General features: G+C 33.1%; 21 protein-coding genes and 1 other annotated feature. Of the genes, 14 read left to right on the forward strand and 7 right to left on the reverse strand.

All coding sequences use genetic code 11. The features are described from left to right. Position 1 precedes the first annotated feature (1 nt). From BN38_RS01430 to BN38_RS01495, 14 genes are all read left to right on the forward strand, one after another. Positions 2-1,429 (forward strand): arylsulfatase, encoded by a 1,428-nt coding sequence (locus BN38_RS01430; protein WP_044565393.1) that lies wholly within the window; start codon positions 2-4, stop codon positions 1,427-1,429. Between the two features lie 162 nt (positions 1,430-1,591). After that, complete coding sequence (locus tag BN38_RS01435; protein ID WP_049944417.1) at positions 1,592-5,602, forward strand: endo-alpha-N-acetylgalactosaminidase family protein; 4,011 nt, start codon at positions 1,592-1,594, stop codon at positions 5,600-5,602. Between the two features lie 152 nt (positions 5,603-5,754). Next, complete coding sequence (yajC, locus tag BN38_RS01440; RefSeq protein ID WP_044565130.1) at positions 5,755-6,030, forward strand: preprotein translocase subunit YajC; 276 nt, start codon at positions 5,755-5,757, stop codon at positions 6,028-6,030. An 18-nt stretch (positions 6,031-6,048) separates the two neighbouring features. Next, a complete protein-coding gene (gene agaV / locus BN38_RS01445) occupies positions 6,049-6,525 on the forward strand; it encodes a PTS N-acetylgalactosamine transporter subunit IIB (protein ID WP_044565131.1) in 477 nt (158 codons plus the stop codon). A gap of 17 nt (positions 6,526-6,542) precedes the next feature. Further along, positions 6,543-7,349, forward strand: a complete 807-nt coding sequence (locus BN38_RS01450) for a PTS mannose/fructose/sorbose/N-acetylgalactosamine transporter subunit IIC (RefSeq protein WP_044565132.1) — start codon at positions 6,543-6,545, stop codon at positions 7,347-7,349. Further along, complete coding sequence (locus tag BN38_RS01455) at positions 7,339-8,346, forward strand: PTS system mannose/fructose/sorbose family transporter subunit IID (RefSeq protein WP_044565133.1); 1,008 nt, start codon at positions 7,339-7,341, stop codon at positions 8,344-8,346. Before BN38_RS01450 ends, BN38_RS01455 begins: the two co-directional genes overlap by 11 nt. After that, positions 8,346-8,771 carry a PTS sugar transporter subunit IIA gene (locus tag BN38_RS01460; protein WP_044565134.1) on the forward strand — a complete coding sequence of 142 codons (426 nt, stop codon included), beginning with the start codon at positions 8,346-8,348 and terminating at the stop codon, positions 8,769-8,771. Before BN38_RS01455 ends, BN38_RS01460 begins: the two co-directional genes overlap by 1 nt. A gap of 132 nt (positions 8,772-8,903) precedes the next feature. Further along, positions 8,904-9,437, forward strand: coding sequence for a MarR family winged helix-turn-helix transcriptional regulator (locus BN38_RS01465; protein WP_044565135.1), 534 nt, complete (start codon positions 8,904-8,906; stop codon positions 9,435-9,437). 147 nt (positions 9,438-9,584) lie between these two features. Next, positions 9,585-10,829 carry a MalY/PatB family protein gene (locus tag BN38_RS01470; protein WP_044565136.1) on the forward strand — a complete coding sequence of 415 codons (1,245 nt, stop codon included), beginning with the start codon at positions 9,585-9,587 and terminating at the stop codon, positions 10,827-10,829. A 14-nt stretch (positions 10,830-10,843) separates the two neighbouring features. Next, entirely contained in the window at positions 10,844-12,259 is a 1,416-nt protein-coding gene (locus tag BN38_RS01475) for an APC family permease (protein ID WP_044565137.1), read from the forward strand. A 193-nt stretch (positions 12,260-12,452) separates the two neighbouring features. Beyond that, positions 12,453-13,046, forward strand: a complete 594-nt coding sequence (gene rbr / locus BN38_RS01480) for a rubrerythrin (protein ID WP_044565138.1) — start codon at positions 12,453-12,455, stop codon at positions 13,044-13,046. A 136-nt stretch (positions 13,047-13,182) separates the two neighbouring features. Next, entirely contained in the window at positions 13,183-13,905 is a 723-nt protein-coding gene (locus BN38_RS01485; protein ID WP_044565139.1) for a glucosamine-6-phosphate deaminase, read from the forward strand. Positions 13,906-14,018: 113 nt separating this feature from the next. After that, a complete protein-coding gene (locus BN38_RS01490; RefSeq protein WP_044565140.1) occupies positions 14,019-14,228 on the forward strand; it encodes a helix-turn-helix transcriptional regulator in 210 nt (69 codons plus the stop codon). After that, entirely contained in the window at positions 14,221-14,919 is a 699-nt protein-coding gene (locus tag BN38_RS01495; RefSeq protein ID WP_044565141.1) for a DUF3169 family protein, read from the forward strand. Before BN38_RS01490 ends, BN38_RS01495 begins: the two co-directional genes overlap by 8 nt. Positions 14,920-14,985: 66 nt before the next feature. Here BN38_RS01495 and brnQ read toward each other — a convergent pair whose 3' ends face one another. The 7 genes from brnQ to BN38_RS01530 all read right to left on the reverse strand — a co-directional run bounded on the left by brnQ (position 14,986) and on the right by BN38_RS01530 (position 22,734). Then, complete coding sequence (gene brnQ / locus BN38_RS01500) at positions 14,986-16,329, reverse strand: branched-chain amino acid transport system II carrier protein (RefSeq protein ID WP_044565143.1); 1,344 nt, start codon at positions 16,327-16,329, stop codon at positions 14,986-14,988. Positions 16,330-16,394: 65 nt separating this feature from the next. Then, positions 16,395-16,622: a binding site (T-box leader), on the reverse strand. Between the two features lie 172 nt (positions 16,623-16,794). Continuing rightward, positions 16,795-17,943 carry a galactonate dehydratase gene (dgoD, locus tag BN38_RS01505; protein ID WP_044565144.1) on the reverse strand — a complete coding sequence of 383 codons (1,149 nt, stop codon included), beginning with the start codon at positions 17,941-17,943 and terminating at the stop codon, positions 16,795-16,797. A 16-nt stretch (positions 17,944-17,959) separates the two neighbouring features. Continuing rightward, a complete protein-coding gene (locus BN38_RS01510) occupies positions 17,960-19,324 on the reverse strand; it encodes a PTS galactitol transporter subunit IIC (RefSeq protein WP_044565145.1) in 1,365 nt (454 codons plus the stop codon). 11 nt (positions 19,325-19,335) lie between these two features. After that, positions 19,336-19,617 (reverse strand): PTS sugar transporter subunit IIB, encoded by a 282-nt coding sequence (locus BN38_RS01515; RefSeq protein ID WP_044565146.1) that lies wholly within the window; start codon positions 19,615-19,617, stop codon positions 19,336-19,338. 1 nt (position 19,618) lies between these two features. Then, the gene (locus tag BN38_RS01520; RefSeq protein ID WP_044565147.1) at positions 19,619-20,083 is read right to left on the reverse strand and encodes a PTS sugar transporter subunit IIA; all 465 of its coding nucleotides are present in this window, start codon (positions 20,081-20,083) and stop codon (positions 19,619-19,621) included. After that, on the reverse strand, positions 20,084-20,701 hold the full coding sequence (locus tag BN38_RS01525) for a bifunctional 4-hydroxy-2-oxoglutarate aldolase/2-dehydro-3-deoxy-phosphogluconate aldolase (RefSeq protein ID WP_044565148.1): 618 nt from the start codon (positions 20,699-20,701) through the stop codon (positions 20,084-20,086). A 14-nt stretch (positions 20,702-20,715) separates the two neighbouring features. Continuing rightward, positions 20,716-22,734 (reverse strand): BglG family transcription antiterminator, encoded by a 2,019-nt coding sequence (locus BN38_RS01530; RefSeq protein ID WP_326544520.1) that lies wholly within the window; start codon positions 22,732-22,734, stop codon positions 20,716-20,718. Positions 22,735-22,804: the final 70 nt, after the last annotated feature.

The following is a 22,804-nucleotide window of genomic DNA, read 5'->3' on the forward strand; positions in this document are numbered from 1 at the left end:
TATGAAAAAGAACATTGTATATATCATAGCTGATCAATTGAGATATGATTTCATCAACATCAACGGCAATGAATATATAGGCACGCCAAATTTAAATATGATGGCAAGTGAGGGATATAACTTTACCAATGCCTACACAGCGGTATCCTCATGTATATCTGCAAGAGCTGCCATTCACACCGGACTTTCCCAAGAAAGTCACAAGAGAGTAGGCTATGAAGATGGTGTGAAATGGGACTATGAAAATATGTTGGCAGAAGTTTTTTCTAAAAACGGCTATCACACCCAATGTGTAGGCAAGATGCACGTATATCCAACAAGAAGTCTCTGTGGATTTAACAATATTATTTTGCACGATGGATATTTGCACCATAGCCGCAAGACCAGTGGAATTTATGGGGAAAATTTTGAGCAAACTGACGATTATCTATATTGGCTAAAAAATGAATTTGGTATGGAAGCTGACCTAATAGATTCGGGTATATCCTGCAATTCTTGGGATGCCCGTGCCTTTAGCTTACCAGAATATGCCCATCCAACCAATTGGGTAACCAGCCAGGCTATAGATTTTTTAAGAAGGCGTGACCCGGAGAAACCATTTTTCTTAAACATATCCTATGTAGCTCCCCACTCACCACTTACTCCACCAAGCTATTATTTTGATAAATACAAAGACAAGGAAGTTTTGCCTATAATCCACAGCGATTGGGATTTATTTAATGACAAAAATTACAACATCAATGCTATTTATGGAGATATAGGCGAAGAGAAAATCAAAAATGCGAAAAGAGCCTATAGCGGCTTAGTAGAACAAATTGATCATCAAGTAGGAAGATTTTTAATGAAACTTGGAGAATACAATCTATTAGAAGACACTATCATAGTCTTTGGATCAGACCACGGAGATATGATAGGAGACCACAATTTCCTAAGAAAATCTGTTCCATACCAAGGATCAATCCACATACCACTAATAGTATATGACCCAGGTAAAAACTTGGGAGAAAATGAGGTTAGCAATCTTGATGAAATAGTAGAGCTAAGAGATATAATGCCAAGCTTACTAGACTTCTGCGACCTAGAAATACCAGAAAGTGTAGAAGGAAAATCAGTAAAAGATTTAATCAAAGGCACAAAAGAAAGTCAGAGAGACTACCTTCACGGCGAACACGCTTATGGAGACCTATCAAACCACTACATCCTTGATAAGAATTACAAGTACATTTGGTACAGCCAAAGTGGCAGAGAACAACTTTTTGATATGAAAAATGATCCAAAAGAGCTCAATGATCTTATGGAAGATTCTACAAAAGATGGATTAATAAAAGATTACAGAAATAAGCTAATCAAAGAGCTAAAAAACAGACCAGAAGGTTACGTGAAGGATGGTAAGCTTATAGTCGGATGTGAGATTAAAAATACTTTGTAGTAAGAAGGCGCGAGAGCGTCTTTTTTAGTAAAAACATTAGAAAAATTTAAGAAAATAAAAAATGTATAAAAAATAATTTGACACGCATTTGGAAAAGGTTTACCATGGATATAAGTTCAAATTTTGTTCTTAAAATATATTTTTAAGGGGAGTAAGAATATTATGAAAAAATCGAAGAAAATGCCAGTTAAACTTCTATCAGCTGTAATTGGTTTGGGTGTTTTGACTTCTATTCCTTTGGAAAAATCTTTTGCAGAAGACTTATCTGAAGAAAAACTTGAGTTAATTGCAACAGAAGATGAAATAAATGAGGAAAGCTTAGCTTATGAAATTTCCGATAATAAATTAGAAGAAATGGATGAAGAATTAATTGATAAAAACGAAGAATACGATACCATAGTCACCGAAACTAGTCAAATAAAACAGAGTCCAAAAGTGCTTGCTGAAAACAAAGAAGATGAAGAAGTAGATATTGAAAAAATAACAGATGAGCAAATTAATAAAATTTTTGATAGTCTAACTTTCTTATCAGCTGAGGAGAAGAAATCTTACATTGAGCTGATAAGAGGATATATTAAAGAAGAAAACTTTGCAAAGGCAAAAGCTGAAATAAAAAATGCCAAAGATCGCAATCAAGAACTGGCAGATTTAGAAGCTTATGAAAAGACCATCCCAGCATATAGAGAGAATATTGAAGATGAAGAAGCCTCCTATACTGTAATCAAATCTGATGAAATGAAAGTGAAAATTGATAGTAAATTTCCTCGTGTAAAAGAATATAAGATTGGAGATAAGACTCTGCCTGGTGAAGAAAATTTTATTGATAAATTATTTATTAATAATATTGAAGTCAGGCCAGATGTAAAATCAACCAAAGAGGCTCCAAATTCTATTATGTATCAAATGAAAGCAAAAGATGAAGAGAATCTAATCGATGCTGAAATTGATGTTAGACTAAGTATTATAAATAAAATTTTAGATTTTTCTGTGATACGTGTTCAAAATAATAACAATATTAAGGGTGGAGAGATAATAGATGATCCTAGACTATTGCTTCAAACAATAGATTTTAGAGGAAATAACTTGGTCTCTATATCTTCCAAAGCAAAAGAGCCTAAGTTTGACGGCGCACAAATGAATAACAACGTTAGATTAAAAGGTGATACTCATATAGATTTAACAAAAGAAGTAGATAATTGGGATAGAGAAAATACAGGATATATGTATGGTTTTGTATCTGATGAAAAGCTAGCAGCTGGTGTTTGGTCTAATTCTCAATATGATAAAAAAGCTCGTGGCAAAGGCTCATATACAAGATTAAAGGCAAACAAGCAAGAAATTGCAGATAATACCTATATTGGAATCGCGCCAAATGCTTTTTATTATCAAAGAGCTTATGAGATGAAGGATGATAAGGGCAAAGCTATTGGCAAGTATAAGGTATATGACAAAAGAACATGGTATGAATTGCCTCGTGCAAAAGTAATTTTAACCACCGATAGAAATGACGATGAAAAAATCGACTGGCAAGATGGGGCTATAGCTTACAGGGAGATAATGAATAATCCTATGGGATCTGATTATGTAAAAGATTTAGTAGCTCAGAGGATTTCGATGAACTTCGGTTCTCAGGCTCAAAACCCATTTTTAATGACTTTAGATAATCTTAAAAAAGTTTACCTACATACAGATGGACTAGGCCAGATGATCTTGCTAAAAGGATATGGATCTGAAGGACACGACTCAGGGCACTTAAACTATGCTGATATAGGTAAGAGAATGGGAGGCCCAAAGGATATGAAATATCTCCTAGAACATGGGCTAGACTATGGAGCTAGAATGGGTATTCATGTAAATGCTTCTGAGACCTATCCAGAAAGTAAGTATTTTAATCCTGAAAGACTTAGAAAAGATGGTGATGGTGAGTTTAAGTACGGATGGAACTGGATTGATCAAGCTATACTTATAGATTCTAAATATGATTTATCCGACAAAAGATATAATAGGTTCAATGATTTGCATAAGGTATTAGATACAGATGCCCTTGATTTTGTATATATAGATGTTTGGGGACAATATGAAGATGATAGAGCTTGGGAAACTCATGTTATTTCTCGTGAAGTGATGGATAATGGTTGGAGACCAGGATTTGAATGGGGATATGCAGGAGAATATGATTCTACCTTCCAACATTGGGCTGCCGATTTAACGTATGGTGGGTACAAAAATAAGGGCATTAACTCCGAAATCACACGTTTTATCAGAAATCATCAAAAAGATTCATGGGTAGGAAATTTCCCGGATTATGGAGGAGCGGCTGTAAATCCATTACTTGGTGGTTACGATATGAAAGATTTTGAAGGCTGGCAAGGACGAAGCAACTACAATGACTTTATCCAGACAATCTATAAAACAAATCTACCTTCAAAATTCATTCAACATTTTGAAGTATATAATTGGGAGAATGGAAAAGCTGTAAAGATGACATCTGAAGATGGAGATTACACATGGACACCTGAAATGTATATAAGACTGGTTGGAGATGCTGGAAATCTTGAGATTAAAAGGCTATCAAATGATATAGAAAGTCCTCTATACCAACAAAGAGAGATGTACTTAAACGGCAGAAAAATTTATAATGGAGATGGTTCATATCTTATCCCTTGGTACAACGATATGAATGGTAATAAACTTGCTAAGGAAGAAGAAAAGATGTATTTCTACAATCCAGTTGGTGGAATAATAACATTTGAAATGCCAGAAGATTGGTCGGGAAATGTTTATGTTTATAGATTAACAGACCTAGGCCGTGTAGAAGAGAAAGAATATGAGATTAAAGATGGCAAATTAAGTCTAAATAGTAATGAAAATACTCCATATGTAGTTTACAGAATTAGAAAAGAACAATCTGATGAACAAACAAAAAATATTACTTGGTCAGATGGCATGAGTATTTATGACACAGGCTTTAATAGTGGCAATCTTGATCATTGGAATATCAAAGGTGACAATGATAAAATAAAAATCGAGAGAAGTCAAGCAGATAACCCAATGCTTATGATAAATGGCAATGAGACGAAAGTAAATCTTAGCCAAAAAATAAAAGGACTAAAGGCGAATACATCATATGCACTATATCTTGGAGTAGACAACAGGTCAGATGCTAAGGCAAGTATTTCAGTAAATACCGGCTATAATACAGTATCAAATTATACAAGAAAATCCATAGCTAGAAACTATGTTCAAGCCTACGAGCACAACACAAAAGAGAAAAACGCAACTGTAGATAATACAAGCTACTTCCAAAATATGTATGTTTTCTTTACAACAGGGGAAAATGTAGATGATGTTACCCTAAGTATAGAAAGAGATGCTGGGGATGAGGCGACATATTTTGATGGGCTAAGAATAGTAGAAAATGATAGCAAACTTTTTGCTGGAAATAGTGAAACAAACTATGATAAATTCTTCTACAATGACTTTGAAAATCAAGTTCAAGGAATATTTCCTTTTGTAATTGGCAGTGTAGAAGGAGTAACTGACAATAGAACTCACTTATCAGAAAAGCACACACCATACACACAAAGGGGGTGGAATGGCAAGGTAATAAGCGATGTTATAGGTGGTAAATGGTCATTAAAGACAAATGGGCTTGTAAAACGTGGTGATTTGCTATATCAAACAATACCGCAAAACTACAGATTTGAACACGGTAAAATTTATGATATTTATTTCAACTATGAGGCTGGATCCGATGGAACATATGCATTTATAATTGGAAGTGGTGATTGGTCAAATGAAGAAAATCGCAAAAATGCAAAAATTTATCCATTAGAAAATTCATGGGAAGGTTCATCTAGAGCAAAAATTGCTAAATTCACTCTAGAAGGAAACGAAGCTGAAGACTTATGGATAGGTATACTTTCAACAGATAAGCCTGCAGATACAAAAGATGATAAAGATGCAAAGGCAACATTTAAAGGATATTCTGATTTTATATTAGATAATATATTGATAAAACAAATAGGAATAAATCTTAATATTGAAAAATATCGATTAGAGATGGAAGCTGCAAAATATTTGTTAGAAAAATTTCCAAATACGGTATTTCCTGTAAGAGATAAGCTAAGCGATATAGCTCTAGGCTATAATACTAATGAAAATTTAGTTTAAATATTTTTAAATTAAGTCCCAAGGCAAACTTATCTTGGGACTTAATTTATTTACTAAATATTTAAAAATCAAGGTTTCATACCGTATATGTTTGACAACGTTATCAAATATATCTATAATAAAAGTTGATATTAATGGTTATAGGAGGATGTATGCTTGATAATATAGCGCAAGTTTCTCTTGTTCTTTTAGCTTTTTTAGCTATTTTTTTTGTAATTATGCAAATTGTAAGTTCAAGAAATATGAAAAAATCTAGAGAGAATATGAGAATTTTACAAGAAAGTTTAAAGCCGGGGGTAAGGATTATGCTTTTGGGAGGTATTTATGGAACTCTTGTTAAGCTTAACAAAGATACGGCTATTGTAAAGATTGCCGAAAATGTTGAGATTAAGGTAGATCGTTCTTCTATTCAATCCGTTATTAAATAACTTTATAAGGAGGTTTTTATGCCAAATATTGTACTAACCAGAATTGATAACCGTCTCTTGCATGGTCAAGTAGCAACTCAATGGACTAAGGCAATTGGAGCCAATCTAATTTTGGTGGCTAATGATGAAGTGGCTTCTAACAAAATGAGACAAGGTCTTATGGATATGGCGGCTCCTACAGGTGTTGCTACTAGGTATTGGACAATCCAAAAAACTATAGATACTATCCACAAGGCTGCCGATAGACAACACATATTTATAATTTGTGAAAGCCCAGAGGATGTCTTAAAGCTTGTAGAAGGTGGAGTTCCTATTGATAAGGTAAATATCGGAAATATGCACATGGCAGCTGGCAAACGTCAAGTGGCTGGAACTGTCGCAGTTGACGATAAAGATGTTGATGCTTTCAGGGCTTTGAGGAATCATGGTGTAGAACTTGAGATTAGAAAAGTTCCTACTGAATCAAAAGATAATATAGAAAAATTATTTTCATAGCTTTTTAGGAGATTTATATGCACTTTAATGCTTTACAAATTATTTTGATATTTTTGGTAACGTTTATTGCTGCTATCGACCAATTCTCTTTTTTAGAATCCCTATACCAACCTATAGTTATGGGCCCTATTATAGGAGCAATTCTAGGAGATTTACACACGGGTCTAATCGTAGGAGCAACTTACCAACTTATGACGATTGGTAATATGCCAGTAGGTGGAGCTCAACCACCAAATGCTGTTATAGGTGGCATAATGTCAGTTATTTTTGCAATTACTTCAGGACTTGAACCGAATGCGGCTGTTGCTGCAGCTATTCCATTTGCACTTTTAGGTCAATATGGTGTAACTTTACTTTTTACAGCTATGGCTCCTGTCATGGCAAAAGCTGACCAATACGCTGCTGATGCAAACCCACGTGGCATAGAAAAAATCAACTACGGAGCTATGGCCGCTCTTGGAGCAATCTTTGGTATCATAGTTGTGCTATTTTTCCTAGCTGGATCCGCCTTTGGAACCCAACTTGTCAACAAAATACCTGATACATTTATGCACGGATTATCTGTAGCAGGTGGAATGATGAAATATGTAGGCTTTGCAGTACTGCTAAGACTAATGATAAGCCGCGACCTATGGGGATTCTTCCTTGCAGGCTTTGCCTTTGCAGTAATTATCATGGCTAACCCTGATCTAAGTGGAGCTGCACTACTATTAATTTCATTAATTGGTTTTGCAATTGCATTTTGGGATTATCAAATCCATACAAAACTTAAACAAGTTCAAGCTACTGGCGTAAGTGAAGGAGATTATGAAGATGGAATCTAATCAATTATATGAATATCAAGATAAAAATCCAGCACCTGCTCTTGATAAAAAAACATTAAACAAGATGGTTTGGAGATCACTATTCCTACAAGCTTCCTTCAACTACGAAAGGATGCAAGCTGCAGGTTGGTTGTATTCAATCCTACCAGGCCTAGAAAAAATCCATACAAACGACGAAGATTTATCTAGGTCAATGACTCACAATCTAGAGTTTTTCAATACTCACCCATTCTTGGTGACATTTGTAATGGGAATTATCCTATCCCTTGAACAAAACAAGGTCGAAATTCCAACAATAAGAGCGGTTAGAGTTGCCGCAATGGGACCATTGGGAGGTATAGGAGATGCCTTATTCTGGTTTACACTTGTACCAATATCAGCTGGGATAGCGTCAAACTTAGCTCTTCAAGGATCTATAGCAGGACCTATACTATTTTTAGTAATATTTAACGTATTCCAATTTATTATCCGTTTCTGGCTAATGAACTGGTCATACAAAATGGGTTCTGAAGCGATTGATATCTTTACAGCTAATGCCAAAGAATTTACAAGAGCTGCATCAATCCTAGGTGTAATAGTAGTAGGAGCCCTAATTTCTGTATACGGTGGAACAACACTTGCCCTAGAAGTTCCTAATGGAACTACTAACGAAGTAAGAGAAGTTCAAACGGTAGTTAAAAACGAATCTATAAAAGATTACGAAGAGTTCCTTTATGCAAAAGATGATGGTGGAAATTACACTGATCAATTGCAAGATGGTGCTCAAATATTAGATTTAGGAAATGGAGAAAGCCAACTTAAATTTAACACATATGAAGAGGTACCAGTAACTGTAAATATTCAGAAAGTACTTGATGGTATAATTCCAAGCCTGGTTCCACTTGCATTAACCCTACTTCTATATTTCTTCCTATCCAAAAAAGGATGGAAACCAATCAATTGTATACTATTCCTATTGATATTAGGAGTTGTAGGCGCATATATAGGTTTATTCTAATGAACGGCGTTATATTAACAAGTCATGGAAATTTTGCATCAGGACTATATTCGACAATAAAAATGATAGCTGGAGAATTTGAAAACATTAGGATAGTAGAATTTCATGAAGGCGATAAATTAGAAGACTTAGACCAACAATTAGTAGAAGCATATGATAGTCTAGATTATGAGAATACAGTAGTATTAACAGATTTAGCGGGTGGAACACCATTTAATAGGTCGGTAATGAGCTTATCAAATAAAGAACACATCGAATTTTTGGCAGGAGCAAACTTTGCCATGGTTTACCAAGCACTAAGCTCAGAAACTAAAAATCTAGACGAATATATACAAGAAATCCTAGATACAAGCAGAGAGTCGATTACAAAATTTGACTTGCAAGACAATACATCAGAAGAAGATGATGATTTAGAAGGAATCTAGAATAAAAAGGCAAACCTAGTTAGGATAAATTAATCTTAACTAGGTTTTTATTTACCCTTTTACTGTTAACCGCCTTAACAATTAAACTTTTAATAATAAATATTTAGGTGTATGATAACTTTGAGGTGCAATATGAAAAGAGATATATATGAGGAAGAAATATTAGACAATTGGGCTAGTTTTGATGATTCTAAAGAGGAAACAGATAGGAAATATGAAAAGCTTAGCATGCTTTTGGATCCAATGTATGATTTTGTTCTAGCATTTTCAAACTATTATAATACAAGAAGAAATTATGGCATAGGTCCAGATCTTACCATGATTGAAGTTCACATTCTAACACAGATAGCTGACAATCCAGGTATCACAGTGACAGAGCTTGCAGAAATATGGCATAGATCCACTTCGGCTATATCACAAACGGTTAGAAAGTTGATGAAACAAGATTTAGTTTATAGGGAAAATTCTAAAGAAAATGGTAAGATTTTTAATCTTTATACAAGTGAATTTGGAAATGAATTAGCCCTAAGTCATAAGAAATATGACAATATAGATATATTAAAAACAAGAAAGAAACTTTTAAACGAATTTTCAGTAGAAGAGTTGCTTGCCTTTGATAATGTGTGCAAGGCCTATACAGACATTCTCTGGAATCATACAAAATAGAATAAATATACACTTAAAAATAGCTGGAGAATAGGAAGAAATTCATATTCTTATTGCTATTTTTTTTGTTTAGAGATATAATATGAACAAGATAGTTAAGATGCTTAACTATTTAATATATTAACAAGTTTATTAGAAGGAGGAATTATGAAATACGATTTTGATAAAAAAGTTGACAGAACAGGAACAAATGCCGCAAAATTGATAGGTTACAAGAGTTATATTTTCCATGCTGACGATACCATGGAATTACCATTTAAAGATGATGAATTTATACATTTATGGGTAGCAGACATGGAATTTGCTTGTGCACCAGAAATACTGGATGCTATCAGAGCTAGGCTTGATAGACAAATATTGGGTTACACAGTAAATTCAGATTCAAGATTATATGATGCATTGAACACCTGGTGCAAAGAGAGATACGACTTTGAATTTAAAAGAGAGGAATTAGTATTATCTGCGGGTGTAGTGCCAGCAATAGTTAGACTGATTAGTTACATTGTAAAAGATAACGATAAGGTACTATTCAACACACCAGCTTACGGTCAATTTGCAAATGCATGCCGAATAAACCAAAAAGAGTATATAACAAGTGATTTGATAAAAGATGAAGATGGGAAATATACTATAGATTTTGAAGATATGGATAAAAAGATGGCCCAAGCTGACGTACCTTTGTTCATACTTTGCAATCCTCATAACCCAACAGGTAGATCATGGAGTGAGGAAGAATTAGAAAAAATGGCAGAGTTGATTAAAAAACATGATATGTGGGTTATATCAGATGAAATTCACTGTGATTTAAGAAGAGCAGATGCTCCAAAGCATATTCCTCTAGGAAAAGTAATGCCAGATTATGATAAATTAATTACATGTATGGCAGCAAGCAAATCATTTAACATAGCAGGTTTATCTGAATCATCAATCATAATCAGAAATGAAAAGTTGAGAAAACAATGGCTAATTTATAGCGATGGTCTAGTAAACCCACTAAGTCATGAAGGAACTATAGCAGCTTACACAAAGGGAGCTGATTGGCTTAAAGAATGTAATGAATATTTAGATGGAAACTTTGAATTAGTTAATACCTATTTAAAAGAAGAATTGCCTGAAATAATAATAACACCATCAGAAACTACATATCTAGCATGGGTAGACTTCTCAAACTATTTTGAAGAAAATGAAAAAGTAGAACTATTCTTTGCTACAAAATCGGGAGTTCTAATAGAAGCAGATAAAGCATTTGTAGATAACGCTAATAGAATGGTAAGAATAAATATAGCTTGTCCAAGAGACTATTTAAAAGAGGGTCTTGAAAGAATGGTCGATTCAATAAAAAATAAACATGACGAACCATTTTTGGGTCTAACATCTAATACTAAGCTATAATTAATGAGGAAAATATGAAAGAAAAAGTTACTTATGAATCTTCAAATGACAAAGAAGTTGTAAAAAAAGAAGAAAGGAACCTAGGTTTATTAAATGTATTTAATTTAGGATTTGGTGGTGCAATAGGATCAGGAATATTTGTCTTGCTTGGTCTTGCTATAGGGGCTACTGGTAAATCAATTATAATATCAGTTTTACTAGGAATAGTTGTGATGACTTTGGCTTATTTTTTCAATATTCTTCTTGCATCTATGTTTATGCTACCAGGAGGAGACTATGCACAAAAGGCTATAGCTATGAATCCATTTTTCACAGGTCTAAGCGCTTATATTACAGTAATAAGTGGATTGGCTGTATCAATGTATTCGCTAGCTGCAGTTGATTATGCATCGATTGTATTTCCAGTCTTGGGAGAATATAGTAAGCTTGCATCTGTATTAATAGTTGTAATTCTATTTGCATTTAGTTACAAAGGTTCAAAATTTGCATCTAATATCAATAGTGTAATGACATTTGTTTTGCTTTTGTCTATATTGATTTTTATCGTAAAAGGACTTCCAAAGGTTCAATCTGGATATTTTTCAGATCCTAATTTTTATTTAAACGGGAAATCTGGTTTGATTCAAGCTATGGTTCTTATGGGATGGGCTTGTCAAGGCACAACTATGGGACCTGTGGCTGTACAAGCTGTTACAAAAGATTCTAAAAAAACAGTTCCAAAAGCTATTGGGCTAGTTGCTTTAGCTATAGCGGTTGTTTATGGATTAATGTCAATTGTTGCATCTGGGGTTTTGCCTATATCTGAAGTAGGTGGACAAAACCTTTCTATAGTGGCTAATGAAATCTTTAGTAGACCTGTATTTGTAATATTCATTATTGGAGGAGCAGTTTTTGCAATATTAACATCAATGATGTCTCTGATAACATGTCAAAGATACCCTATGTTAAATATAGCCAGAGATGGTTGGCTCCCTTCAGTATTTACCAAAACTAATGACGAAGAGTATCCATATGTAATATATATGCTATATTTTGTAATCAGCTTATTGCCAATTTTCTTTAATGTAGATCTTGGAGCTATAGTATCTATGGTAATGATACCAGCAATGATACTAAACACTTATATGAACTTTGCGTGTATAAGAATAATTGATGAAAATCCCGAGCAATGGGAAAAATCATCAATGAGAACTAATACAGGATTTATGAAATTTTTATGCATACTTGCATCACTATGTGCTGCTTTTGTAGGCTTCCAACTATTTAGAAACCTAAAAACAAATGAAATGATTGTAATGCTAGTCATACTACTAGTAATATCATCACTTTCAATATTTAATATCAAGACAGGGAGAGTTAGTAAAGAACAGCTTGATTTAAGAAAGAAAAAAATACTTGAAGAAGCATATGCAAATGAAGAGTATTTGTAAAATTATGAGTGGTAGGATATTCTTATTATCCTACTACTTTTCATTTATAAAAAGTTATAATAGTCAGGCAATTGATTTTGATAATCATTATATATGATGTTAAAGAATTTGGTTTAATATTTGACAATTTGAATTATAAATCCTATAATTGTAGTAGACATAGAAACGAAATAATTTTAAAAGGAGTTTACATATGACAGAATTAAAGGGAACAAAAACAGCTCAAAACCTTATTACTTCTTTTGTTGGTGAATGCCAAGCTAACATGAGATATACATATGCAGCAAAAACTGCTAAAAAAGAAGGTTATGTTCAAATTTCTCGTATTTTCGAAGAAACAGCAATGAATGAAAGAGAACACGCTGCAAGATTCTACAAATTCCTAAAAGAAGAATACAAACTTGAAAATATCGAACTTAACGAAGAATATACAAGCTGGCCAGTAATTTGGCATGATACAGCAACAAACCTACAAGGTGCTATCGATGGAGAAAATGACGAAGCAGAACATATGTATCCATCATTTGCAGACGTTGCTGAAGAAGAAGGCTTCCCAGAAATAGCTAGAGCATATAGACACATTGCAAAAGCTGAAGAAGCTCACAGAAATAGATATCAAAAATTAAAAGACAATATAGACGAAGGTAAAGTATTCAAGAAAGACGAAAAAGTTGTTTGGATGTGCGGTAACTGTGGTTATCTAATCGAAGCTTACGAAGCTCCAAAGATTTGCCCAGCATGTGCTCACGGCCAAGAATACTTCGAAGTAGCTAGATTTAACTATTAATATTAAAAGAGCAGGGATAAAATCCTTGCTCTATTTTTTTGCCTATTTATAAAAAGATTGAAAGTAAAAGTACTTTCATATTAATTGATTACTCAAAGAAGTATAATATAAGCAAAAAGTGATGAAAGGATAAGAAATGAAAGTAATAGTATCAAAAGATTATGACGAAATGAGCAAAAAAGCTGCTGATCTTATCGTCAATATGTTGATTGACAAACCTCAGGCAAAATTTGGTTTTGCTACTGGATCTACACCAATAGGTCTATATGAAAACCTAGCTAAGGCTGAAAAAGAGGGCGAGATTTCCTTCAAATATTCAAAAAGTGTAAACCTAGACGAATATATTGGCATTGACAAGGAAAATGACCAATCTTATCAATACTTTATGAACGAGAACTTATTTAACAAAGTAAGTTTCAAAGAAGGTACAACTCACTTGCCATATGCACCAGAAGCAGATGAGAAATATGCCAAGGAATATGACAAACTCCTAGACGAATTCGGCCAAAGAGATGTACAAATCCTAGGCCTTGGACCAAACGGTCACCTAGCATTTAACGAACCAGCAGAAAAACTAAACCAAAGAACATCTATCATCAAGCTATCAGATGAAACAATCAAAGCAAATTCAAGATTCTTTGAAAGTGAAGAAGATGTTCCAAAATATGCTATATCAATGGGTATGGCAGACGTATTTAATGCAAAAATGTTAGTTGTTCTTGCAAGTGGTAAAAATAAACACGAAGTAGTAAAGAGAATCATAGAAGAAGATACAATTTATCCAGAATTCCCAGCAAGCTTCCTACACCTACACCCAAATGTATATTTGTTTGTTGATGAAGATGCTTACCAAGGCTAAAATATAGAAAATTTCGGCATGATATTTTTCATGTCGATTTTTTTTAATTGACAAATAAATTTGTCAAATATATAATAATGACAAAGATACTTGTCAAAGATAAGGAGGATTGATTGAAATTAGTTAATAATCTTTCCAAATTGAGAAAGGAAAAAGGAATTAATCAAACAGATTTAGGAAGGATGGTGGGAGTATCAAGGCAGACCATAAGTCTTATAGAAAGAGGGGATTACAATCCTTCTGTAATGGTTGCTCTGAGTCTTGCTAAAGTTTTTGCTGTGAGTGTTGAGGATATTTTTACTTTGGAGGAAGAAGATGAATAAGAAAAAATTTACTTTATTGATAGTAGCCGGCCTTTTAGTGGGTGCATTTTCTGGAATGTTATTTGAAAATATAGGCCTAACAGAATTGGGAGAAGGTATTAAAATTTTCCTAATCAAAAATGTGTTTACTGTAGTTATTTCAGTTATGATAGTTAGCATATTAATTTCATATGTATTTTATAGGAAATCTAAGATAGTTATAGAAAAAGGACTTGAGGGCGAAGATCCAATACCTACTAAGTATACTAATATAAGCTTGATGGTAAGAGATATAAGTATATTTATAATCTTTGGTCTAGGGTCTATGTGGGGCATGTCAATGGGTGTCTATTCTCCAGAATCTTGGATTAATCTAAGAGAAACAGTGATTCTCATAGCTTCTCTCATAGTTTATATAATCCTAATATCAGTGATTTTTCAAAAAAATTATGAGCTTATCCAAAAGATAGAGCCAAATAGAAAAACAGATACCCTTGATTTTAAATTTAATAAGAAATTTATAGAAGAATCTGACGAGATGAAAAAAAGCGAGTATTACCAAAAAGGCTACAAGGGATACCAAGCTATAATACTTGCAAATTTCGTAATGCTAGTAGTCTTAGCTGGAATATCTTTTTATACAGATGTAGGAATCCTAGCTCCACTTCTCATAGCTATTTCTTCTATAATAGGAATAATTGCAAGCAAATAATTATTCCTTAGATTTTAAAGCCCCTTATTAACCATGTGATAATGGAATAATAAGGGGGGGTATTTTTTAGTATTCTTGTCCTACTTTGCGTGGTTCTCTTATGGTGGAAACTACCTTTAGAACTAGAGTCGTAAGTACTAGAACAACCATAGTTGGTAGAAGCCATGATAGGCCTTCTTCGTATAGAGGTAGGGATTTTACTAGGTCTGTGAGAACTAATATATTTACTTTAAATGTTTTGTTTAAAACTTCTATAAGTGGTAGAACTACTGATACTAGGGCGCTTGTTAGATAAGCTTCTCTAGGATAGTTTACATAATCGTGGCTTATGCCCATTACTATTAGAACTAATGCAACTGGATATATTATTTGTAGGACTGGCACTGAGAATTCCAATAGTTTATTTAGACCAAAGTTTGCCATTATAAATGAGAATAGAGTCCAGACGAAGACCCATCCCCTGTAGGATAGTTTGTGGTTAAATAATTCTTCAAAATATTCGCCGCCACTAGTTATGAGGCCTACACAAGTTGTAAGGCAGGCTAGGGAAAATATTGATGCTAGTAAGACTAGTCCGAAGTTACCAAGGACAAGTTTTACTGATTCGCTTAGGACTTGGGCCCCATTTGCAAGCCCTGGGAACCTGGCCGATCCTATCATACCTATACTTGCAAGCATGGCATATACTACAAACAATACTAGGCCCGCAAGAAGTCCAGCCTTTATCTCATATTTGCTTATTTCTTTTTCATCTGTTACTCCAAATCGTCTGATAGCCATAGCTATTACAAAGCCAAAGTTTAAGGCAGCTACAGCGTCCATAGTATCATAACCTGCCAAAAAGCCTTTGGTAATAGGAGCTTTTAAGTAATCACCAGTAGGAGTGGCTATATTTTTGCTCATAGTAATGACTTTTACAAACATTATAGTTATCAGTATTAGGAGGGTTGGTGTAAGGAACTTGCCAACTCTTCTAACAAGTTTATTTGGCTTTAGGCATATTGCTAAAGCTACGGCAAAAAATACTAGGGTATATAAAAATCTTGCAAAGCTTAGGCTCATAGTATCTGGAATGTATGGAGCTATGGCCATTTCAAATGGCACAGATCCAGCTCTAGGTATACCTAAACCAGGACCTATAGATAAGTATATAGCAGTAGTAAATACAACTGAGAATGCCGGACTTACCCTAGCGGCTAAATTGTTCAAACCATTAGTTTTGCCTACAACTATGGACCCTAAGACAGGGAAAATAACAGCAGTAACGCAAAAAGCTAATAGTGAAATATAAGTAGCAGAACCTGCTTGATTTCCTAAAAGAGGTGGGAAAATTAAGTTTCCAGCTCCAAAAAACAATCCAAACAGCATTATGCTTACTTGTAAAAACTGACTTCTCGATAATTTTTTCATAATATCCTCCAAAAATTTTTTAATACAATATTTATCCAATAAAAAAACGCCCTATGTCTACATAGACAAAGGACGAAAAAATCCGCGTTACCACCTTAATTCTTATACAAAAATAAGCGCTCAAGCATCTAACAATGCCGGGTTTTGATAACGCCAACCATGGCGACACTTCTTACTGATTTCAGAAATGCAAAAGAAAAATGATTTTCGAACTTACTTCTAAGATTGGATCTCACCAAACTCCAACTCTCTGTGCTTATAGATAAGCCTACTCTTTTTTTCGTAATTTTTATAAATAATTATTGTTGGATACATTATAAGGCTTTAAAATTTATTTGTCAAAAAAACTTTTTAATTTAAATTGATAGCAATAAAAAGAACTCTCAAAATAAATACTTTGAGAGTCCTATAGATTAAATTAGATTGTTTAATTATAAGTCTAGGAATATATTTGGGTATGGTATTTTACCATTCAGCTATTGTACCGTCGTAATTCTTCCAACTAGGGTTAGTCCAATGTAAGCCTTCTTTTGAGACTTCCTTTATCATATCTTCATTTAATTTAAGACCTAAGCCTGGTTCTTCAGGTATATTTACAAAGCCATCTTTATATTGGAATATTTCTTTGTTATCAACAAAATCAAGTAAGTCAAATCCCTTATTATAATGTATTCCTAATGATTGTTCTTGTATGAATACATTTGGTGTACATGTATCTACTTGTAAAGTTGCTGCAAGTGCAATTGGACCGTAAGGTGCGTGAGGTGCAACCGCCATATCACAAGCTTCTGCATAAGCTGCTATTTTTCTTGTTTCTAGAATGCCCCCAACCATAGCTACATCAGGTTGGATTATGTCTATTACACCTTCTCTAAAGATATTTTTAAATTCCCATCTTGTATATAGTCTTTCACCAGTTGATAGTGGTGTTGAACAAATATTTGATATTTCTTTAAAACATTCTTCGTTTTCTGGCAAAACTACTTCTTCATAAAACATTAATTTAAATTGTTCAAGTTCGGTAGCTAAAACTTTTGCCATTGGCTTATGAACTCTTCCGTGAAAATCAATACCAATATTAAGATCCATGCCAAATTTATCCCTTAGTGCAGCAACTCTATTTGATACTTCGTCGATTTTTTTGAATGAATCAATATAATGGAGCTCTTCAGTAGCGTTCATTTTGACAGAGTCAAACGCCTTATCTACCCTATCTTGAGCTTGTGAGACTACATCATCAGGTCTATCTCCGCCAATCCAAGAATACACTTTTATATTGTCACGAGCTTTGCCACCTAATAACTGCCAAATAGGCACTCCCAAAGCTTTCCCTTTAATGTCCCATAGAGCCATCTCAAAACCTGAAACTATTGTAGCTTGGATTGGACCTCCTCTAAAGAATGATCTATGCATCTCTTGCCATAATCTTTCAATTTCAAATGGGTCTCTATCGATTAGAATCCTTCTTCCGATTTCGTAGGCACCTGCTATTACTGTCTCGGTTTTGGTACCAGAAATCATCTCTCCCCAGCCATTTATGCCTTCATCTGTGATTAGTTTTACGAATATCCATCTTGGCTTTACTTCATAAATTTCTATATCTTTAATTAACATTATTAACCACCTTTTCTTAATCTATAGTTACATTCATGTTTTTATCAGCTTTGTATTTCCTATACTTCTTTTCAGCGAAATAAAATATAAGGCCTACAATTACTATTAGTACAGGAACACCAATTTGAGGATTTCTCAAAAATGCTTGGTAAACTATATAACTTACTGTTAGGGACACAGATGCAAATGATGTTATCAATCCACCACCAAAGTCTAGTCCAGTTGATACCGCAAATGCTGTTAAGTCTGGGGAAGTGAATGTTCCTGCATAAAGAATTGCTATAGTACATACCAAACCTATAACAAGAGATCTAAATAAGTTTCCTTTTGTCAATGCAACTACTAAAGCTACTCTAAAGGTAATAACTGCTAAATCTGCAAAAGGCATTACTCTATTGCCTGGCAAGAAAGCTGATAATAAAATTGTAATAGGGATTAATATTAGGGCTGTTGTAATTACTGTATGATCTCCAACTACTACTGCAGCATCTAGACCTATGAGGAACTTTCTGTTTTTAAACTTTTTCTTTGTGAATTTTGTTGCTGCTTCTGATATAGGCATTAACCCTTCTACAAAAAGAGAAGTCATCTTAGGAATCAAAACCATTACCGCAGCCATGTGTACACCTAAATCTATAATTTGACCAACATTATATCCTGCAAGAGCACCTACGAGAACACCTAATATAAACCCTAGCATTGTTGGTTGTCCAAATACGCCTAAGTATTTTTCGGCATTATCAATATCAAAATTGATATCTCTAAGTCCAGGTATTTTATCTATGAGCCAGTTAAGAGGATAAGCTATAACGGCAGATGATAAGAAACTCATAGTTGGCAAAGAAACATTAGGGATCTCAAAATATTCTTCAACTATTGGACTTGTCCAATCTGCTAATTTAAATGTTATAAATGCCATAACTACAGCAGATAATACAGATAGTACTAAATTATTGGTGATAAAATATAATAGACAACCTACAATAGCCATATGGTGGTAGTTCCAAATGTCAACATCTAGAGTATCTGTTGCATTAAAAAGTAACATTACAATATTTGTAAAGAATATAGCGGCAACTATTAGTGGGATAATTGGAGATGCCCAAGTTACAGAAGCTATTGCGCCCCATCCAACGTCAACTATATCTAGCTGTAATCCAAATCTTACTACCATTGCTTTTGATGCAGGCCCTATGTTAGTTGCCAACATATCTACAACTAATTTGATACCTACAAAACCAATCGCTACTGTTAATCCTGATTTAAAAGCTTTTGATAATTTCATTCCAAAAACTAGTCCAATCACTGTGATTATGACAGGTAGCATAACATAAGGGCCGGCACTTATTAGTCCATTAAATGCTTTATATAAAAAATCCATTTACTTATCTCCTAATCTTCTTTTATAGAATCTATTATTTCTTGTAGCTTTTCTTCTTCACCAATACCTGTTAACAATGGCATTCCACTGATTAAAGGGGTATTTATTTTTTGGGTATATCTACCAGTAGTAACAACCAAATCATAGTCATCAGCCTTTGCTGGTATTTCAGTAAGCTTACATTGATTTACATTTGCTTTAATATTTTTTTTCTCTAATGCTTCTCTAATTTTAATTGCAACCATTGTAGATGTTGCCGCACCATTTCCACAGGCTACTAATATATTTTTCATTTTATTCTCCTTTAAAATTTGTTTTTACTAATTCAATTATTTCTGATTCGTTGTTACTATCTTTAATTTTTTTCAATAAATCTTGATTTTGAACCAATCCAAAAACTTGACTTAAAAATTCTATATGATCGTCAGGTTGGTCTATTGCAAGCATCATAATTATTGAAACTTCTACTTCTTCAGATGGATCGTCCATCTTATTAAACTTAACAGGATTCTTAAGAGTAGCTATGCAAACTGATTTTTGATTAACGTGTTGGTAATCACAGTGTGGTATAGCAACATTGATTTCTCCCGTCTCAAGGCCTGTAGGATAAGTTTTTTCTCTTTCCATAACCCTATCAGGATAAGTTTCTTTTACTCTTCCAGATGATAGAAGTTTTTCACTCATATACTTTATTGCTTCATTCTTATCATTTACGACTAGATTGCTAAATACTAGGCTTTCATCAAAGTAATTTGGCATTTATTCCTCCGTTAACTTAGAAAAATCCTTTATAGATTCTCTCATCTTTTCTATGTCTTTTGTTTCTATATCTTTTTTATTAAACATTCCAGTTCCAATTCCTAGATACTTACAACCACTATCTAAAAATTGTTTGGCATTGTTTATATTAACATCCCCTACAGCCATTAGATTTAATTTGCCAAGTGGTGCTTGAACATCCTTAAAAAATTTTGGACCAACAGTAGTTGCAGGGAAAACTTTAACTATGTCTGCCCCAAAATCAAACATTTGGTTAATTTCTGATGGTGTCATTGCAGCAGGTACACATATCACATTATTATCATTGCATAATTTTATAATATCTTTACTTAACATGATTGGTGATAGTATAAATGATGCGCCTGCATCTATGCTTTTGGCGGCTTGGTCATAAGTTGTTACAGTTCCCGCGCCAATATTTATATGAGGATATTTGTTTTTGATTTCACTAATGGTATTTAAATAGTTAGGTGAGTTAGTAGTGACTTCGATATTTTTAATCTCAGTGTTTTCCATAGCTTGAACTACGGCTTCTACTTTATCTAATTCGAATCCTCTCAGGATAATTGTGACAGTTGAAAGAGCTTTTATTTCCATATTTACCTCCTTTGTTAATTTTTAGTTATATATTTCTCTTTGAATTCGGATATGATATTCTCAACTTGGATGCTAGATATAGCATAGTCTAGATTTTTCTTAAATTCTTTTATGCTTAATAGATTAATTAATTCAAAAAGAGCAGCTAAGTGATCTTCGTTCTTATCTACAGCAAGAACACAAACATATCTAATTGGATCAAACTCATAGGAACCATAATTTATTGGATTCTCTAGCCTTATTAGGGAAAATGATGTTTTATAAACGTGCTCTGATATTTGGGCATGAGGGAGAGCGAAACCCTCGCTAATTACAACATATGGTCCATAATCTTCTATATTTTTAATCATGTCATCTACATATTTTTCTGAAATATAAGCTTTATCTATTAAAACTTGGCTGGCTTTTTTTATAGAATCTCTCCAATCTTTAGCCTTAACGTCTAAATCGATTGTTTGATTTGTAAGAAAATATTCTATGCCTTCCCCTTCAGGGGTATTAATAAACTTTTTATTTGAATTGATAGCCTTAGAACTGCTTAGTTCTTTTAATTCATAAATTTTTCTCTCACTAATTTCTTTGATTTTTTCTGAGATTATTCTATAGTCTTTTTCACTAATAAGAGGAGATACTTTAATAAAGTCTTTCTTAATATTAGCTAAGTTTACAGTTGATATAATCAAATCAATTTCTTCTAAATTATAGTTCGATATTTGGTGACTTGTTATTGAATCTTTAATAATCAAATTGAAGATTTTATCCAAGTTATTACCTAATAGCTGACTTGTACCTATGCCAGCGTTACACACTAATAAAACTCTAATGTTCTTAGACTCAATATTTATAATCCTATCAATGGAAGCTACAATATAGACAACGATATAAGATATTTCTATTTTGTTGATTTCTCGATTAAAATATTCCTTTAGCAAATAAGCGTAAGAAGATACAGATAGAAAGATTCTTTCGTTGCTTTGGACGATAGAATTAACTTCAGGAAATTCAATTATGTCGTTATATTTGTTTCCTTCCATTCTTTCTAAATGCAAAGATAAACTTTCAAATAAGTTATAATCAAGATATAAGGGTATGGATAAATCATTAGATATTAATTCTATTAATTTTCTAGTCAAAAATTGTATCCCTATTGAATCGTTATTTTGATAAGTGTTGTTTTTATAATTTAATTTTCCAATTGCATTTGTTAAATAATTAAGTTCTATATCATTTATTGAAATATCAAAAATTTCTTTCATTGATTTTTGAATATCAAGGCTAACATTCTGAATCTTATATGAAGTTTGGTGAGTTTTTATGCTGGTATTTGTAATTTCGTTTCCGCCTGACAATCTCAGATAGATAAAAATCAAGTAATTTGTTAATATCTTAAATGATGATTCACTGAGTATTAGCTCATTTCTGTACTCTATATCTCCCAAACAATTACTTATAATATCTATCAATTCATTGATATTAGAAGAATGAAGAGTATTTCTAACAGTTTTTGTATTAATAAAAATCAACCGTAGATATATGTTGTCCTTAAGAATATCAATAATAAAATCTCTAATGTCTACCTCTTGACCTGAAATATTTAATCCGACGCCTGATTCACCAACAAATTCTAAATTATACTTTTCTAATAGTTTGGATAATTTAGGCTGATCAGATATAACCGTAGATCTAGATGAAAAGATAATCTCTGATAAATCAGCATAAGTTATATTATCTGGAGATAGTATTAATACAATCGCCTCAATTTTAATTCTCTCATTTTGACTTAGAGAATACTCATATAAATCTAAATTCGATAAAATACTGTTATATGACAAATCGTTGTTTACACACCATCTATCATTTGCATTTTTTGAAATTAGGGGAACATCTATAGACTTAAAGAAGTTATCAATGGACTTTATATCTGAGCTAATAGTCCTATTGGATACATTAAAAATATCTGATAACTCCTCATTGCTCATTCCAGTATTGTTAGAACATAATTCATATATGATATTTAATTGTCTCTTGTTAATATAATCACCCCGCCTTTCATGTTAATAATAATACAAAATCATAAGCTGAACCAGTGTAAATGATATCCTT

Origin of the sequence: Anaerococcus provencensis (assembly GCF_000312365.2) — a bacterium.
Lineage (GTDB): Bacteria > Bacillota > Clostridia > Tissierellales > Peptoniphilaceae > Anaerococcus > Anaerococcus provencensis.